Raw genomic sequence first — 16369 nt, 5'->3', positions numbered from 1 at the left:
ATTAGTAGAAGCTGATACGTTCTATCCAAGTTCTAAATTATGCCATGAGTGTGGACATAAAAAAGTAGACTTAAAACTGTCTGATCGCACCTATCACTGTGAAGCATGCGGGTATACAGCGGATAGAGATTATAATGCAAGTCTTAATTTAGCAAGTTACAGTGCTTAATCTACGAGCTTCTACTTAAACAGAAACGTAGATATGTAGGATTCGTTGTATCCGAATTAACGCCTGTGGAATGTTATAGCAAACGAGAGTAGCGAGCAAGTGGCAAAATCGGACACGTAGAAACAGGAAATAAACATAAATCTGACAACTTTTATAGTTGGTTAGAAATATTTATAGATTTTTGGCAACGGGTGATACGATGGGCTTTTTTGATAAAATTAAACGTGCGTTTACTGGCGAACCCTCAGAAGAGGTAGTAGACACGACTGTCCAAGAGAAATACGACAAAGGTCTTGAAAAAACACGGAAAACCTTTGGGGAACGAATGAATGAATTATTTGCGAATTTCCGTTCTGTGGATGAAGATTTTTTTGAAGAATTAGAAGAAACCTTGATTGGAGCCGATGTTGGTTTTGATACGGCGATTCGGATTTCCGAAGCGTTGCGTCAAGAAGTCAAGTTAAGAAATGCGAAGAAACCAGCGGAAGTGCAAAATGCGATTATCGAAAAATTAGTTGATTTATATGAAGTAGAAGGCATGGATGAAGTCAATGAATTAGCCATCCAGCCAGAAGGACTGACGGTCATGCTTTTTGTTGGTGTCAATGGTGTCGGGAAGACAACGAGCATCGGTAAATTGGCATTTCAGTTAAAACAAGAAGGCAAAAGCGTACTCCTAGCAGCTGCCGATACCTTTCGAGCAGGTGCGATTGATCAATTGGTTGTTTGGGGCGAACGTGCAGGTGTTGAGGTCGTAAGAGGCAAAGCTGGTGGCGACCCGGCAGCAGTAGTATTTGATGCAATGCGTCGAGCCAAGGAAGAGCAAGTGGACGTCTTGTTGATAGATACGGCTGGTCGTTTGCAGAACAAAGTCAATTTAATGAATGAACTGGAGAAAATCCGACGTGTCATCCAACGCGAAGAGCCTTCCGCTCCGCATGAAGTATTATTGGTACTGGATGCCACTACGGGTCAAAATGCGATGGTCCAAGCCAAGCAATTTAAGGAAACGACAAATGTAACGGGGTTGGTACTATCGAAATTGGATGGTACGGCCAAAGGTGGGATTGTTCTAGCCATTCGCAATGAATTGCACTTGCCAGTTAAGTTGGTCGGACTAGGAGAAGGCATTGAAGATTTGGAACCATTTAACCCCAATGAGTTTGTGATTGGACTTTTTAAAGGATTATTGAAGGAAGAAGCATAAGAGTGAAAATCGATTAGACTAGCAGATAGCAAGAATGAAATGGTTCAAAAACGTTTGTAAATGACGCTTTTTGGAGAATGGTCTTGTTAGTAGAATGGTAGTCTGATCGATTGCTTTTTTGCTCTTTTTCGGATAACTTGCAAGCAACAACAGCTATACCCATCCATTTTGTAGAGGACAAAGAGGATTCGTTGGATGAAAACGACTGAATCACAGAGAAGCTAGCATCAGACAATGGAGCATTTCTCTTAATGCTTTTCTCAAGATATTTGCTATAATATTTTTGTGACAGTTTGAAATAAGAGGTGTGAATATGGATTATCGTGCACTATTATTAGAAGGAAGCGTGCAACCCTTTCTTTTGAAAGCAAGATATGGAATCGAACGTGAAAGTCAACGTGTGACTGAGGAAGGTCAATTAGTCACCACCAATCATCCTAAATCATTAGGAAATCGCAAGTACCATCCGTATATCCAAACCGATTTTGCCGAGACACAGGTTGAGTTGATTACACCTGTATGTCAATCAATACCGGAGTTGTTTCGCTATTTAGCTGCGATTCACGATGTTTGTTATCGCTCGTTGGACGGACAAGAAATGTTGTGGCCTTTGAGCATGCCACCACACTTACCGTTGAAAGAAGAGGAAATCCGTTTAGCAAAATTGGACCGATTTGAAGATGTGCTGTATCGCCGCTATTTGGCAAAAACTTATGGGCGACGCAAACAAATGATGAGTGGCATTCATTTTAATTTTGAATTTGGGGATGATTTGCTACGTCGCCTGTTTGCGCAACAAACCGAAGAAACGGATTATCAACAATTTAAAACAAAGGTGTATTTAAAAGTAACGAGAAATTACCTGAGTCATCGTTGGTTTATTACGTATCTATTTGGTGCTTCTCCATTAAGTGAACCGAACTTTTTCGTCGGTGCAGCTGGACCAAAAGAACCTGTTCGTTCATTGAGAAACAGTTCATTTGGTTACAAAAATCATGATGATGTCCAAGTGCGTTATGATACATTGCCTCATTATTTAGAAGATTTGCAACAAATGGTTGAAGATGGCAAATTATCAGAAGAAAAAGAATTTTACTCGGCTGTGCGTTTACGTGGCGGGAAAAAAGTCAGTGATTTGGGCCAAGTGGGTATTCAATACATTGAATTGCGCAACCTAGACCTGAACCCATTTGCCACTTATGGTATTTCTGAAGACCAAGTATCCTTCTTACATCTTTATTTACTTTTTATGTTAGTTAAAGAAGAATCGACCGATGAGAAAGCCATCAAAAAAGGATCGTTAAAGAATAATGTTGTTTCGTTAGAAAATCCATTACAGGAGTCAGTCTACCAAGAAGAAGCTAGACAACTTTTCGCGGAATTAAAAACTTTTTTACAAACGACGCGAGTAGAAGTTGCCAAAGAATTCCTGGAGCAGATTGAACGAGCAATTGAAGAGCCTTCACAAACTTTGGCTGGTCGTTGGTACCAAAAAGCCAAGGAACAAACACAGGCAAAACAGGCCGTTGCGATTGGAAAAACATATGAACAAAAGGCGTGGGAAAAGCCATATCAATTGGCTGGATTCCGCTCAATGGAATTATCAACTCAAATCCTTCTATTTGATGCTATTCAAAAAGGATTGGCTGTCAATGTCTTAGATGAAGAAGACCAATTTGTCCAATTATCCGCAGACCAACATATTGAATATGTAAAAAATGCCAACATGACAAGTAAAGATACCTACATTGCCCCACTACTTATGGCCAATAAAACTGTGACCAAAAAAGTTTTGGCACAAGCGGGCTTTGTCGTACCAGCAGGTGGAGAATATGTCACGGAAGAGCAGGCTTTTGCCGCCTACCATGAATTTTCTGATCATGGTTTTGTTGTGAAACCCAAAACGACCAATTATGGGGTCGGGATTTCAATTTTTAAAGAAACACCAGATTTTGCTGATTTCCAGGCAGCTGTTCGACTAGCGTTTGCAGAGGATGATGCCATCTTAATTGAAGAGTTTCTTCCGGGCACTGAGTATCGCTTCTTTGTGATTGATGATCAGGTAAAGGCCATTATGTTAAGAGTACCGGCAAATGTGATTGGCGATGGGCAACACTCCATTCGCGAATTGGTCGCAAAAAAGAACACAGATCCATTAAGAGGAACAAACCATCGTGCGCCACTAGAATACATCCAATTAGGTGAAATTGAGGAGCTTATGTTGAAGGCGCAAGGATATCTGCCAACGAGTATTCCAGCTGAAGGAGTAACCGTTTATTTACGGGAAAATTCTAACGTTAGCACAGGTGGCGATTCAATTGATGTAACAGAAGATCTACACGATGACTATAAACAAGTAGCTGTGGCAGCCGTCAAAGCAATCGGCGCGGTGATTTCTGGGATTGATTTCATCATTCCCGACAAAAGTCAACCAGCAAGTAACCCAGGAGCATATGGCATCATTGAAGCCAATTTCAACCCAGCGATGCATATGCATGTATTTCCTTATAGCGGAACTGGCCGCAGACTGACCATGGATGTTTTGCGCCTGTTGTTCCCAGAACGAATTGAGCCAGATAGAAACTAGCGCATTTGCTTAAAAAAATAATCCGCATGAATTGGAAGGAAACTCACACCTCGTAAGAATGGTGTGAGGCGTGCTGCATCATTGCAGAACAGTCTTTCATCATGCGGATTATTTGGTTAACAGAGCCATTTTTAAAATAAAAGAGAATCAATGAAACAACTTTCCCCAAAAAGATGCGTTTTTTTGCTCTTGAGGATCCGTTTGAGAAGCAGTTGGGTATTTCTTTGCGATATCGATGACTTCATCATTGACCGCTTCATCAGAGATAAGCAACAAACCAATCGCTTCGTCGCTTGCTTCTTCGCTAGAGACAATCGTAAACGGCATGTTTGCCTGGGTTAAAAGTTGAATATAGAATGCTTGAAGCGTGTCTGAGACTTGATTGTTCATCAAGCAATGAGCAGTTTCATAGTCGGTTACATGAAGTTGGAACAACTCCTGTAAGGTTTTGTCGCGCATTTGACTAATCGTCATTTGCAGGTAACACCGTTCTCGAAACGTACCTAAATATTTGCGTTGCTCATCTGGACGAAGTTGAGGAGTTCCGTAGAGACTATTGTCCAAATGTTGTTGCAGTTCATCAGCCATGCGTTTTCCTCCCTTCTTTAGGAAAAGTATAGCAAGAATTTGGGTAAATGCGAAGATAGAAAGACCTTTTTTTATTCGCGCAGAAGAAAATTTGATAGACTAGAGAAAAGATAGAAAAGAGGGGTCAAGATGGAATTAACGATTTCACCGGCAGCACAAACCTATATTGAAGCCAAAAGGAAACTTGGCGATCACTTGTTATTGGACAATGAGGACGGGCATGGACCATTCGTTGATCATGCTTTCTCATGTCAATTGGATAGTGGGTTTCGGTTACTTTTTGTTTCAGCAGCAGTTGATCCAAGCTTGTTACGGGATTATTCTGTGACCGTGACTACCGAAATTGGCTCAATTTCTCTGAAACCTTCTGCCAAACTTTTACTTGATCCAGTTAACCAACTCGTCCTTGAGCCAACGTACCAACGATTGCAACTAAAATCAGTCGGAGGAATTCTCTCGGCGAATGTTCCGCTGATTCGAAAGGAAAGCGAGGACATAGAGTGAAGCGTTTAGCGATTTTGTCTGACCTACATCTAGATATTAATCAGCTGACGGAAACAGAATGGGTGTATTTTATCGAAATGTTAACAGAAAAACGAGTTGATCACGTGCATCTGGCGGGGGACATCGCCAATACTAAGCAACAAGCTTTGGCTTTTATCGAGTATTTGAGTGCCTATTTTCCGACGACCTTTCACTGGGGTAACCATGAAATGGCGGATTTAACGGAAACAGAAATGGAACACTTTTCTGACCCTCGCTTTTTGAATTTTCGTTTTTTTCCGCTTTCGCACAAGACATGGTTGTTAGGGATAAATGGGTGGTATGATTATACCTTTGTCAAAGGAGCAACTCGTGATTTCGAGCGATTGAAAAAGCTTGCTTGGTACGACCGCTTTATCCATCGTGACGCGAATGATTCCGTTGTGATGCAACGAATCGCGGACCAATTTGTTGCTATTATGGAGACCGTGCCAAAGGACAAACAAGTGATTATCAGTACTCATTTTGTTCCAAATCAAGCTTTTGTACAAACATTTTCAGGGAAATATGAGAAATGGAATCAAATCAATGCTTTTTTAGGTTCTCCCCAAATAGGAACATTAGCCCAAAATTTTCCACAAGTTCAAGCGATTGCGTTTGGGCACACCCATCGACGTTTTGTTTCTAGGCAACTTGATGGCATTCACTACGCATGCCGGCCACTTGGCTATGCCTATGAATGGCAGAGTACACGTCAATTTATGTTAGCCCATCCGCAAAGAACACAGTTGGATATGCCAACCATCAAACGTGAGTGGCAACATTATGGCAAAGAACTTTATCGCTTGTATCCAAAGATGTTGGAACAAGAAATCGAATCGGCGGTATCGTTTTTTGCGTATGAAGATAAATAGGATAAGAAGGGATGAGTAGTGAACCATGTTTACTGAACAAAGTTTTTCTGTATTTGAAGTTGAGGGGTTAGATGAGCGAATGGCGGCGATTCGCTCAATCATTCAGCCCATTTTTCAAACAGTAGGGGAGGACTTACGACAAAGTCTTCAAGAAGAATGGCCGCAACCTCTTTTTTTGCATATTGCCCAACATCGTCGACGGACGGTCTGTCCACCGGAGTGTACTTGGATGGCCATCGGTACCCACAAAAGAGGATATAAAATGGAGGCTCATTTTCAATTGGTCATTTGGCCAGAATATGTTGGAATATGGCTTTCTATGATTGATCAACCAAAAGAGAAAGCGCGGATGGCACAATATTTGCTTGAAAATAAACCAATCCTTCAACAATTACCTAAAGATTTTCTGCTTTCACCGGATCATACTCAATCGAGCACCTACGGAATGGACGAGGCAGATCAATGGATGAATCGTTTCAAAACAGTAAAGAAAAGTGAACTTCAGATTGGACGAATTATCAAAAAAGATGATGGCATCTGGCAAACTCCAGCACAAGCGAGAGACTATCTGCTTGCGACCTATCAAATGCTGCTACCACTCTTTCGATTGTTACATCAATGAGACAAACCCTCCCCAGAAAGTGGGGAGGGTTTGTTAGTTTTGGGAAAGAATAGGAAGAAATTTTTCTGGTAAGCGTGCATACAGTAAACGAGCAACGATGGTCGAAGCAATTGTTTTGATGCCCCCCGCTAAAAGGAAAGGTAGAAATCCCTGAACCATTGCCTGAGAAAAAGTGAGGTGCATGGCGAATTGAAGCCAGATTGTCCCGATGAGTAGTGAAAGAAAAGTGCCGACACTATTCGCAAACAATACAGCTAAAAATGATCTAGAAGTCAGCTCAATGAGTTTTCCAATTATAAATGCAGCCAATAGGAACGAAATTAAATAGCCGCCGGTTGGACCAAAGAGCACGCCGATGCCGCTTGAACCTCCAGCATAAACAGGCAAACCAATGGCACCCAATAAAAGATAAATACCGACGGACCAAGTCCCAACCTTGCTACCTAGCAAACTAGCGACAACACCAACGATAAATGTTTGTAACGTTAAAGGAACGAATCCCAGTGGAATCGTGATTTGAGCAACTATCGCAATCACAGCGGCAAAGGAAGCCGCGAGAACTTGCTCGCGAATGGAATGATTCATAACACACCTCTCGTAAACTTTTTTTATTTTATTGGTTAACCATAAACGTATTCTAACAATTCGTTAACCGTTTGTAAACATAAAGTTAACGAAAAGAGCAAAAAAAGAACAGCGCGTAAGCGCTGTTCTTTCCGTCGGTCTTATAGTTTTTGGTTGTAGAATTCGACGATTAGTGCTTCATCGATGTCTGGGTAAAGTTCGTCACGTTCTGGTAAACGAGTTAATGAACCTTCTAGTTTTTCATCGTCAAAACTTACGAATGCAGGACGACCAATTGTTGCTTCAAGGGCATCTTTAATGATTGTTAAGTTTTGTGATTTTTCACGAACCCCAATGACTTGACCAAGTGATACATGGTAAGAAGGGATATCCACACGTTTGCCATCAACAGTAATGTGACCATGGTTTACTAATTGACGAGCTTGACGACGAGTTGTCGCAAGTCCAAGACGGTAAACAACATTGTCCAAACGTTGTTCAAGTAAGACCATGAAGTTAACACCATGTTTTCCTTCTTTAATCTTGCTTGCTTTTACGAATAGTGTACGGAATTGACGTTCATTCATACCATACATATGACGTAATTTTTGTTTTTCAGTTAATTGTTGACCATATTCTGAACGAGAGCCACGGCTGTTTGGTCCGTGTTGTCCTGGAGCATATGGGCGACGTGCCAATTCTTTACCGGAACCAGATAATGAGATTCCTAAGCGACGAGAGACTTTCCAAGATGGTCCTGTATAACGAGACATTTAAAATTCCTCCAATAAAAAAGTTTGTTGGAGTAAAATAATCCGATGAAACAGTCATCGTACATGTAGTTTGTTCTTCAATCTTCACCTTTGCAGCCGCGGTTACACAATTGAACCCAATGAGGCAACAAACTAGGGGTGTTCGACTATCTTTCTGCTGCATTATTTTACACGCTACCCATTTTACGTTAAATGAATCCTATTTGTCAACTTAAAGAATAGAAAACAAGTAAGAAAGCGAGCGGTTATTTTCAGATAATATGTTTTTCTTTTCACAAAAGACCTTTACAAAATGTCCTTTGCTGATTAGAATGGTGAAAAAGACTAACATGTAAAGGTGGAGTAAGATGAATCCAGTATCACCCTTGTTTGAAAAAATCGATTCTTCAATTGAAAAGAAAGTAGATTTAATTGATGCAAGTTACATTAGGTATGCGGTTCGTGCAATGTTGGCGTGTCTGTTTTTAACCTTAGGGACAGGAATTGCGTTTGCGGTAGGAATAAAAGGCGAGGAACTGTTACCTGGAATTGGGAAATTTCTTTACGCATTTATGTTCAGTTGGTCGCTGGTTATGATTTTGTATATGAATGCCGAATTAGGAACTTCAAATATGTTGTATATGACGGCTGGTGTTTATCGAAAACGACTAAGCGTTGGCAAAGCAGTGAAAATTTTATTTTCTTGTATTTTATTTAATTTAATTGGTGGAATTTTTTTTGCATACCTTCTTTCGTTAACGGGTCCTTTTCAACAGGTTGCTAGTGATGGGTTCTTGGTGCATGCTTTATCGGCTAAATTAGCAAAATCAACCGTGCAAATTCTAGTTGAAGGAATGTTCGCAAACATTGTCGTTAATACGGCTGTCTTAGCAAGTATGCGCATGAAAGACGATGGCGGAAAAGTTTGGGCAATTATTTTTATTATTTTTATCTTTGCATTTTTAGGCTTTGAACACGTTATCGCCAACTTTCCTGCGTTTGCATTAGGCTTTTTTGTAACTGGTGGCCATTTACCAGGTATGACAGTGGGATCGATGGTTCATAATTTGGTTTTTGCATTTTTAGGTAATTATATCGGCGGCGGCTTGGTGATAGGGCTCGTTTATGCATGGTTAAATAATTCTAAATCGCGGTATGTCGATTAATAGTAAATAGGTTTGTGACTTCAAAGAAACAGCAAAAAAATTTGAATCAATTGATTTCTTTTTAATCTAGGTGCAGATCAACTGAACCGTTGATGTGTAAACGAGAAAGAAGAGCGAAGGGATTTAGTATTTTGCAGTTTTAATTGATTTAGTCACAAGCTTTTTTTGTAGAAAAAAGTGGACATATCCTTTATGCTAAGGAGAGTACGAGAAGAGAGTAGGGGAAAAATGGAACGCAAATTAATTGCTTTTGACTTAGATGGAACATTGTTGGATGATCGGAAACAACCGTTACCAAGCACGGTTGTTGCACTTGATCAATTAAGAAAGGCGGGGCATGAGGTTACCATTGCTACGGGGCGGAATCGCAGATTGGCGAAACCAATTATTGATCAGCTTTCATTTGAAAATGCCGTCTTATGCAATGGATCAGTTGCTTTTGCTAATCACCAGATGTTTTATGAGCGAACATTAAATGAAGACGCTTTTAATCGATGTTCGGATGATTTAATCGCCAGAAACATTGATGTGGCTGTCATCGGATTGGATGATACGAAACGGATAACCACGTTTCACGAACATCAAATGAGTGAAGCAATGGAATCCTTTGGTTCATTTGTTCCGCCATTCGATGCAAAATTTTATCAAACCAATTCAATTTATCAGGGTTTGGCTTTTTATGATAGTCAGGAATCTTTTGATAGTAGTTTGTATGACGCATTTGATTTTGTTCGTTGGCATCCAGAATGTGTGGACATTATTCCTAAAAATGGTTCAAAAGCGGTTACCCTATTGAAACTAGCAAACCAGTTAGGGATAGCACGAGAAAACGTCATTGCATTTGGTGATGGGATGAATGATCGAGAAATGTTGAAAGAAGTTGGAGTAGGAATTGCGATGGGCAATGCTGCTGAGGAAGTAAAACGGCAAGCGGATATGGTAACTGCTAGCAACGAGCAAGATGGTATTCTGAAGGCATTGGTAAAATTAAACCTTTGCCCACCATTGTAATCAAAAGGGCTTCATTTTCGGAAACAAAATAGAAATTAGGCAAGCAATCAAGACAGTAGCTGAAGGGATAGACGCTTATCAAAAGTGCTTCTAGCAAATCAGCAGCGTTTGGGTTGTTTTCTTTTTTTCGCTGTAGGCGTCCAATATGATAAAATAAGAGAGTGTCAATGATAGAGAAGAGGAATCAGTATGCGCATTATATTTATTGGCGATGTAGTGGGCTCTCTAGGGAGAGAAACCATTACAACGTATTTACCAAAATTAAAGAAAAAGTATCATCCGCAAGTAACGATTGTCAATGGTGAGAATGCTGCCAGTGGCCGAGGAATAACAGAAAAAATTTACAAAAAATTTTTACAAGATGGCGTTGATGTGGTGACGTTGGGCAATCACGCTTGGGACAATCGAGACATATTTGAATTTATTACAGATGCCAAAAAAATGGTCCGTCCAGCCAATTTTCCTAAAGAAACGCCAGGTCTTGGTTGTGTGTATGTAAAAGTAAATACCAGTGAGTTGGCCGTGATTAATTTGCAAGCCCGCACGTTTATGACTGCGATTGATGATCCTTTTCAAGTCATGGATCAGCTATTGGCTGAGGTTCGTCAGCGTACGCCCAATATTTTTGTCGATTTTCATGGAGAAACAACCAGTGAAAAACAAGCGATGGGGTGGTACTTGGACGGCCGTGTGTCAGCAGTCATTGGGACGCATACGCATGTACAGACGAATGATGCCCGCATTTTACCAAAGGGTACAGCGTATCTAAGCGATGTGGGTATGACTGGACCTTATGATGGAATATTGGGGATGAAAAAAGAGGCCGTGATTGAAAAATTTATGACTGCTCTTCCCCGAAGATTTGAAGTAGTTGAAACAGGACGTAATCTATTGAGCGGATGTCTGATTGATATCGATGATCAAACAGGAAAAGCTCGTCACTTAGAATTGATTCAAATTAGTGAAGATCGCCCATTTTTAGAATAGCAGAAGGAACGAATAGGTATGATTGAGGATCAAAAAATTCAAACTTCCTTAGAACAATTGAATCAATTGTTAGCGGACTATCCAGTAATCAAAGAGTTTCAGCAAATTCAGCTTGAGGCTCAACAAAATAGTCGCTTAAAATCTTTGGAAGAAGAAATCAAACAAGCACAAAAAGAGGCGGTTCAGTTCGCTCATTATGGCAAACTCGAAGCCGAAAAAGCAGCCATTCAGCGCATTGAAGAGTTAACGCAACAATACAATCAACACCCGGTTGTTCAACTTTATCGAGAACGACTCGCACAAGCAAATGAGTTGCTACAATATGTTACGCAGACGATTCAAAAAAAGGTGAATCAGGCCATTGAGGAGGGGACGCAGCGTGCCTCAGAAAACTAAACAAACACCGATGATGGAACAATATTTTTCAATAAAAAAAGAATACCAAGACGCATTTTTGTTTTATCGCTTGGGCGATTTTTATGAATTGTTTTATGAAGATGCTGAAAAAGCAGCCCAACTATTGGAATTAACGTTAACCAGTCGAAATAAAAATGCGGACGACCCAATTCCTATGTGTGGTGTCCCTTATCACGCAGCCGCTGGATATATCGACACATTAATTGAGCAAGGATATAAGGTGGCTATTTGTGAACAAGTAGAAGATCCGAAAACGACCAAAGGAATGGTGAAGCGGGAAGTCATTCAGCTGATTACACCGGGTACTGTGATGGAAGGCAAGGGATTGCAGTCCAAAGAAAATAATTACTTAACAGCAGTCGTGAAAGAAGCAGATCGTTATGGAATTGCCTATACTGATTTGAGCACAGGTGAAATTAAGGCAACGGTAGTAACCGATGAGGAAACCGTCTTCAATGAGCTAGCCACGTTAGCGACAAAAGAATTAATTGTGACAGAAGCTTTACCGCCAAACTTGACGAAGCGAATTGAGCAACAATTAGGGGCAGTTTTTTCTGTCCAGTCAGGTGAATGGAATGAAGAAATGGGCAGCCACTTGCTCATGGCATTGGATGATTCACTTGCAAAACAGGCGGTGTTAGTATTATATAGTTATTTACGACGAACACAGATGCGCCAATTAGGTCATTTACAAGTTGCGCAGTTTTATCAAACCAATCATTATCTGAAAATGGATTATTATTCGAAGTACAATCTTGAATTAACACAAGCCATTCGAACTGGCAAAAAACAAGGAACGTTATTGTGGTTATTGGATGAAACGAAGACGGCAATGGGGGCGCGTTTGCTTAAACAGTGGATTGATCACCCTTTGATTCAGCAAACGGCAATTGAACAACGCCAAAAGCAAGTTGAGTCACTGCTGACGGCTTTTTTTGAACGAGCAGATTTGCAAGAGAGTTTGAAAGGCGTTTATGATTTAGAACGATTAGCTGGCAGAGTAGCGTTTGGGAATGTGAACGGCCGTGACTTACTTCAACTTAAGCATTCGCTGCAACAAGTGCCGCAAATCCAATCGATTATTTCAGGAATTGATCAGGGAGAATGGACGGATCTGTTAGCTGATTTGGAACCATTAGAGGATGTCGTGGTACTGATTGATGAGGCAATTGCTGATGAGGCGCCTTTGCAAGTAACCGAGGGCAATGTGATCAAAACAGGTTTCAATGCGCAATTGGACAATTACCGAGATGCGATGCGTAATGGTAAGCAATGGTTGGCTGAGCTGGAAGCATCTGAGCGCAAAGCGACTGGTATCAAAAATTTAAAAATAGGATACAACCGGGTATTCGGTTATTACATTGAAATTAGTAAAGCCAATTTAGGCAATCTTGAACAGCCAGAACGCTATGACCGCAAACAAACACTGGCAAATGCTGAACGATTTATTACGCCGGAGCTAAAAAAATTAGAAACAGTTATTTTAGAAGCGGAAGAAAAATCCATGGAACTAGAGTATCAGTTGTTTATACAAGTTCGTGAACAGGTCAAGCAAGCAATCGCACGTTTACAGTTATTGGCAAAAGCCATTAGTTCAGTCGATGTCTTGCAAAGCTTTGCAACCGTTAGCGAGCACTATCAATACGTCAAACCAACCATGAACCAACAACAAAAATTAGTTATTATGCAAGGGCGTCACCCAGTAGTGGAAAAAGTCTTGGGTCAACAAGAGTACATTGCCAATGATATCGTAGTGGATCAAGAAACGTTTATTCTTCTGATTACTGGACCAAACATGTCGGGAAAAAGTACGTATATGCGCCAATTAGCCTTAACGGTTATTTTAGCGCAAATCGGTTGTTTCGTCCCGGCACAATCGGCACAATTACCGATTTTTGACCGGATTTTTACACGGATTGGGGCAAGCGATGATTTGATTGCTGGTCAAAGTACGTTTATGGTTGAAATGATGGAAGCCAATCAAGCTTTGCAATATGCGACCGCGAACAGTCTGATTTTGTTTGACGAACTAGGTAGGGGAACGGCTACTTACGATGGCATGGCGTTAGCCCAAGCAATCATTGAATATATTCATCGAGAGATTCGGGCAAAGACGTTGTTTTCAACGCATTATCATGAATTAACCATCTTGGATCAAGAGTTGCCTCATTTGCGCAATCAACATGTCGGAGCCATTGAAAAGGATGGCGACGTTGTTTTCTTACATAAAATGATGAGTGGACCAGCGGACAAAAGCTATGGTATCCATGTTGCCAAGATTGCAGGATTGCCACCGATGTTATTAAAACGAGCTGCTGTGATTTTGCGCTCACTTGAATCACAAGGATTGCAAAATACAACGGTCGAACAAAAAGCAGTTAGTGAAGAAGTGGAGCAATTGAGCCTGTTTGGAAATTCAGAAACAAAAAATCAAAAAGCGATTTTTGATGAATTAAAGAAACTAAATGTGTCACGTATGACACCGTTGGAAGTGATGATAAAAGTAGCGGAATGGCAAAAGAAAATAGAAGAATAAAGGAGGAACGAACCAGTGAAAATTAGAGAACTATCGGAACAATTAGCCAATCAAATTGCCGCTGGTGAAGTGGTTGAACGTCCAGCCTCCGTGGTAAAAGAATTAGTAGAGAATGCTCTGGATGCTGGCAGTACTCAAATTGACATTCTTTTAGAAGATGCGGGGTTAAAAAAAATCCAGGTAGTTGATAATGGTGAAGGAATTGCCAGTGAAGATGTTGAGAATGCTTTTAAACGGCATGCAACTAGTAAAATCCATCATCAAGCGGATCTATTTCGCATCCGAACCCTAGGTTTTCGTGGAGAAGCCTTACCTAGTATTGCTTCTGTTTCCGAAATGACTATTGAAACGGCAACAAAAGATGAATCAAACGGGACAATTGTTCATTTACAGGGTGGGAAAATTCTTTCTCATCAAATGGGCCCGTTACGAAAGGGAACGAAAGTAGTTGTCGAAAACTTATTCTTCAATACACCTGCACGATTGAAGTATATAAAAACATTTCAAACGGAACTGGCGAACGTCGGTGATATTGTCAATCGTCTGGCACTCAGTCATCCAGCGGTTGCCTTTCGATTAGTTCATGATGGCAATCCAATGACGCATACTGCCGGAACCGGTGATTTAAAGCAAACAATTGCTGGTATTTATGGAATCCAAACAGCTAAAAAAATGCTTGCTATTCAAGCCAGTGATCTCGACTTTGAACTAAAAGGCTACCTCTCTTTGCCTGAGGTAACCCGGGCCAATCGCAACTATCTATCCCTGATTATCAATGGACGATACATTAAGAATTACGCATTAAACAAAGCCATTGTACAAGGCTACGGATCAAAATTAATGATTGGGCGATACCCAATCGCTATTATCGAGATTACGATGGATCCATTGTTGGTGGACGTCAATGTACATCCAACAAAACAAGAAGTGCGCTTATCAAAAGAGCCAGAATTAATGCAGCTCATTCGAACGACAATCGCGGAAGCCTTGAAAGAAGAAACACTCATTCCCAACGTGGGACAACAAAAAGAGTTTAATGAACGATTCAAAACAAATCAAAAGCCTGAGCAAATCAAATTGCCACTTTCAAATGCAGAAATACAACAACCGCTAGCATACGATGCATCCTCTGGAGAATTTTTTGTTCCTCATAAGCAATCTGCAGAAAAGCTAGAGCCAACTTGGCAAGGGGAACAACTAGATACTCAACTGGAAGAAGAAAACGGACAGCAGTCGACTGACAAATTGAATGCTTTCCTATCCGAAAAAAAAATAACTCAAACGAATCAGGTTGGAGAAGATCAGTTACCGTTCGAAACTTCCGTCAGCCATGAAGCGACCGAAGTTTCTCCCCAAATGATTGAAGCGATGTTAGAGGAAAAGCCGAGCACCCAACGATTTCCTGAATTGGAATATTTTGGTCAAATGCACGGGACATTTCTTTTTGCTCAAGGAGAAGATGGACTCTATATTATCGATCAACATGCTGCACAAGAACGCATTAAGTATGAATACTATCGCGAAAAAATAGGTGAAGTAAGCCATGATTCACAAGCATTACTCATTCCAATTGTATTGGAATATCCGACCGATGATTATTTACGAATCATGGAAGGAAAAGATACGTTGCAGCAAGTGGGCATTGGTTTGGAAGAATTCGGGCATGCCACTTTTATTATACGTACACATCCAACGTGGTTTCCTGTTGGCCAAGAAGAACAGACGGTGAAAGATTTGATTGATATGTATTTGACAACGGGAAAGGTGAGCGTAAAAAAATTTCTTGAAGGAACAGCTATCATGATGAGTTGCAAACGATCCATCAAAGCCAATCATTATCTGGATGACAAACAAGCAAGGATGCTATTAAAAGAACTAGCAACATGTGAGAATCCATTTAATTGCCCGCATGGACGGCCGGTATTAATTCACTTCACATTAGGTGATATGGAACGGATGTTCAAACGAATACAAGATCCTCATCAGACGAGGGAATGATACCAATCAAACGACTTCTTTGAAACCATGGTTTCAAAGAAGTTCATTTTTTTAATAAAAAAGGTTGACCGATAGAAAATCGTCTGTTATGATAATCAAGTCGCTGACAAAGACGACAACAAAATTTTAAAAAAAATAAAATTAATTGTTGACATTCTTTCGGACAGATGATACGATTTAAAAGTTGTCACAGCACAACAAAGTAGACCTTTGAAAACTGAACAAAGTAAGCAAACGAACCAATTGTGTAAGGTGTTTCTATTAAATTAGAAACAAAAATACATGCAAGCAAAAATGCGAGCAAAGTCAACAAACAGAGCTTAACAGTCGCAAGACTGAATCAAATTTTTTATGAGAGTTTGATCCTG

Annotated in this window: 15 protein-coding genes; 12 read left to right on the top strand and 3 right to left on the bottom strand. The window is 40.4% G+C overall.

Annotated elements, in window-relative coordinates; genetic code table 11:
* From ACFSR0_RS06525 to gshAB, 3 genes are all read left to right on the top strand, one after another.
* Positions 1–169: zinc ribbon domain-containing protein (locus ACFSR0_RS06525; RefSeq protein ID WP_379981092.1), on the top strand; the 169-nt coding region annotated here is incomplete at its 5' end.
* A 199-nt stretch (positions 170–368) separates the two neighbouring features.
* A complete protein-coding gene (gene ftsY / locus ACFSR0_RS06520) occupies positions 369–1376 on the top strand; it encodes a signal recognition particle-docking protein FtsY (protein ID WP_379981090.1) in 1008 nt (335 codons plus the stop codon).
* A 313-nt stretch (positions 1377–1689) separates the two neighbouring features.
* Positions 1690–3963 carry a bifunctional glutamate--cysteine ligase GshA/glutathione synthetase GshB gene (gene gshAB / locus ACFSR0_RS06515; protein WP_379981088.1) on the top strand — a complete coding sequence of 758 codons (2274 nt, stop codon included), beginning with the start codon at positions 1690–1692 and terminating at the stop codon, positions 3961–3963.
* A 147-nt stretch (positions 3964–4110) separates the two neighbouring features.
* Here gshAB and ACFSR0_RS06510 read toward each other — a convergent pair whose 3' ends face one another.
* Positions 4111–4551, bottom strand: coding sequence for a YueI family protein (locus ACFSR0_RS06510; RefSeq protein WP_379981086.1), 441 nt, complete (start codon positions 4549–4551; stop codon positions 4111–4113).
* Between the two features lie 129 nt (positions 4552–4680).
* On the opposite strand from ACFSR0_RS06510, the gene ACFSR0_RS06505 reads away from it, so the two are divergent.
* Genes ACFSR0_RS06505 through ACFSR0_RS06495 form a run of 3 tightly spaced genes read left to right on the top strand, consistent with a single transcriptional unit; the run spans position 4681 to position 6570 of the window.
* The gene (locus ACFSR0_RS06505; RefSeq protein ID WP_379981084.1) at positions 4681–5055 is read left to right on the top strand and encodes an iron-sulfur cluster biosynthesis family protein; all 375 of its coding nucleotides are present in this window, start codon (positions 4681–4683) and stop codon (positions 5053–5055) included.
* Positions 5052–5948: a metallophosphoesterase gene (locus ACFSR0_RS06500; RefSeq protein WP_379981082.1), complete on the top strand. Its 897-nt coding sequence runs from the start codon at positions 5052–5054 to the stop codon at positions 5946–5948. The genes ACFSR0_RS06505 and ACFSR0_RS06500 overlap by 4 nt, the downstream gene beginning before the upstream one ends.
* A 25-nt stretch (positions 5949–5973) precedes the next feature.
* The gene (locus ACFSR0_RS06495) at positions 5974–6570 is read left to right on the top strand and encodes a DUF1054 domain-containing protein (protein ID WP_379981080.1); all 597 of its coding nucleotides are present in this window, start codon (positions 5974–5976) and stop codon (positions 6568–6570) included.
* Positions 6571–6603: 33 nt separating this feature from the next.
* On the opposite strand, the gene ACFSR0_RS06490 is transcribed toward ACFSR0_RS06495, so the two are convergent.
* Positions 6604–7155, bottom strand: coding sequence for a biotin transporter BioY (locus tag ACFSR0_RS06490; RefSeq protein ID WP_379981078.1), 552 nt, complete (start codon positions 7153–7155; stop codon positions 6604–6606).
* 140 nt (positions 7156–7295) lie between these two features.
* Complete coding sequence (gene rpsD, locus ACFSR0_RS06485) at positions 7296–7907, bottom strand: 30S ribosomal protein S4 (protein WP_379981076.1); 612 nt, start codon at positions 7905–7907, stop codon at positions 7296–7298.
* A gap of 347 nt (positions 7908–8254) precedes the next feature.
* Here rpsD and ACFSR0_RS06480 point away from each other — a divergent pair, with 347 nt between their 5' ends.
* The 6 genes from ACFSR0_RS06480 (at position 8255) to mutL (ending at position 16001) form a co-directional block, all read left to right on the top strand.
* Positions 8255–9052 (top strand): formate/nitrite transporter family protein, encoded by a 798-nt coding sequence (locus tag ACFSR0_RS06480; RefSeq protein WP_379981074.1) that lies wholly within the window; start codon positions 8255–8257, stop codon positions 9050–9052.
* Between the two features lie 228 nt (positions 9053–9280).
* A complete protein-coding gene (locus ACFSR0_RS06475; RefSeq protein WP_379981072.1) occupies positions 9281–10063 on the top strand; it encodes an HAD family hydrolase in 783 nt (260 codons plus the stop codon).
* A 189-nt stretch (positions 10064–10252) separates the two neighbouring features.
* A complete protein-coding gene (locus tag ACFSR0_RS06470; protein WP_379981070.1) occupies positions 10253–11050 on the top strand; it encodes a TIGR00282 family metallophosphoesterase in 798 nt (265 codons plus the stop codon).
* An 18-nt stretch (positions 11051–11068) separates the two neighbouring features.
* Complete coding sequence (locus tag ACFSR0_RS06465) at positions 11069–11446, top strand: YlbF family regulator (RefSeq protein WP_379981068.1); 378 nt, start codon at positions 11069–11071, stop codon at positions 11444–11446.
* Positions 11430–14003 (top strand): DNA mismatch repair protein MutS, encoded by a 2574-nt coding sequence (mutS, locus tag ACFSR0_RS06460; RefSeq protein WP_379981066.1) that lies wholly within the window; start codon positions 11430–11432, stop codon positions 14001–14003. The genes ACFSR0_RS06465 and mutS overlap by 17 nt, the downstream gene beginning before the upstream one ends.
* A 15-nt stretch (positions 14004–14018) precedes the next feature.
* Positions 14019–16001 carry a DNA mismatch repair endonuclease MutL gene (gene mutL / locus ACFSR0_RS06455; protein WP_379981064.1) on the top strand — a complete coding sequence of 661 codons (1983 nt, stop codon included), beginning with the start codon at positions 14019–14021 and terminating at the stop codon, positions 15999–16001.
* Positions 16002–16369 lie beyond the last annotated feature (368 nt).

Origin of the sequence: Enterococcus camelliae, from assembly GCF_042685105.1 — a bacterium.
Classification (GTDB): domain Bacteria; phylum Bacillota; class Bacilli; order Lactobacillales; family Enterococcaceae; genus Enterococcus_G; species Enterococcus_G camelliae.
Note: the sequence above shows the minus strand (reverse complement) of the source record. Positions and strands in the feature narration are given on the sequence as shown.

Excerpts from the sequence above, each read along its gene's own strand:
- ftsY (WP_379981090.1), top strand. The coding sequence starts at position 369 with ATGGGCTTTTTTGATAAAATTAAACGTGCGTTTACTGGCGAACCCTCA.
- gshAB (WP_379981088.1), top strand. The coding sequence starts at position 1,690 with ATGGATTATCGTGCACTATTATTAGAAGGAAGCGTGCAACCCTTTCTT.
- ACFSR0_RS06510 (WP_379981086.1), bottom strand. The coding sequence starts at position 4,551 with ATGGCTGATGAACTGCAACAACATTTGGACAATAGTCTCTACGGAACT.
- ACFSR0_RS06505 (WP_379981084.1), top strand. The coding sequence starts at position 4,681 with ATGGAATTAACGATTTCACCGGCAGCACAAACCTATATTGAAGCCAAA.
- ACFSR0_RS06495 (WP_379981080.1), top strand. The coding sequence starts at position 5,974 with ATGTTTACTGAACAAAGTTTTTCTGTATTTGAAGTTGAGGGGTTAGAT.
- ACFSR0_RS06490 (WP_379981078.1), bottom strand. The coding sequence starts at position 7,155 with ATGAATCATTCCATTCGCGAGCAAGTTCTCGCGGCTTCCTTTGCCGCT.
- rpsD (WP_379981076.1), bottom strand. The coding sequence starts at position 7,907 with ATGTCTCGTTATACAGGACCATCTTGGAAAGTCTCTCGTCGCTTAGGA.
- ACFSR0_RS06480 (WP_379981074.1), top strand. The coding sequence starts at position 8,255 with ATGAATCCAGTATCACCCTTGTTTGAAAAAATCGATTCTTCAATTGAA.
- ACFSR0_RS06475 (WP_379981072.1), top strand. The coding sequence starts at position 9,281 with ATGGAACGCAAATTAATTGCTTTTGACTTAGATGGAACATTGTTGGAT.
- ACFSR0_RS06470 (WP_379981070.1), top strand. The coding sequence starts at position 10,253 with ATGCGCATTATATTTATTGGCGATGTAGTGGGCTCTCTAGGGAGAGAA.
- ACFSR0_RS06465 (WP_379981068.1), top strand. The coding sequence starts at position 11,069 with ATGATTGAGGATCAAAAAATTCAAACTTCCTTAGAACAATTGAATCAA.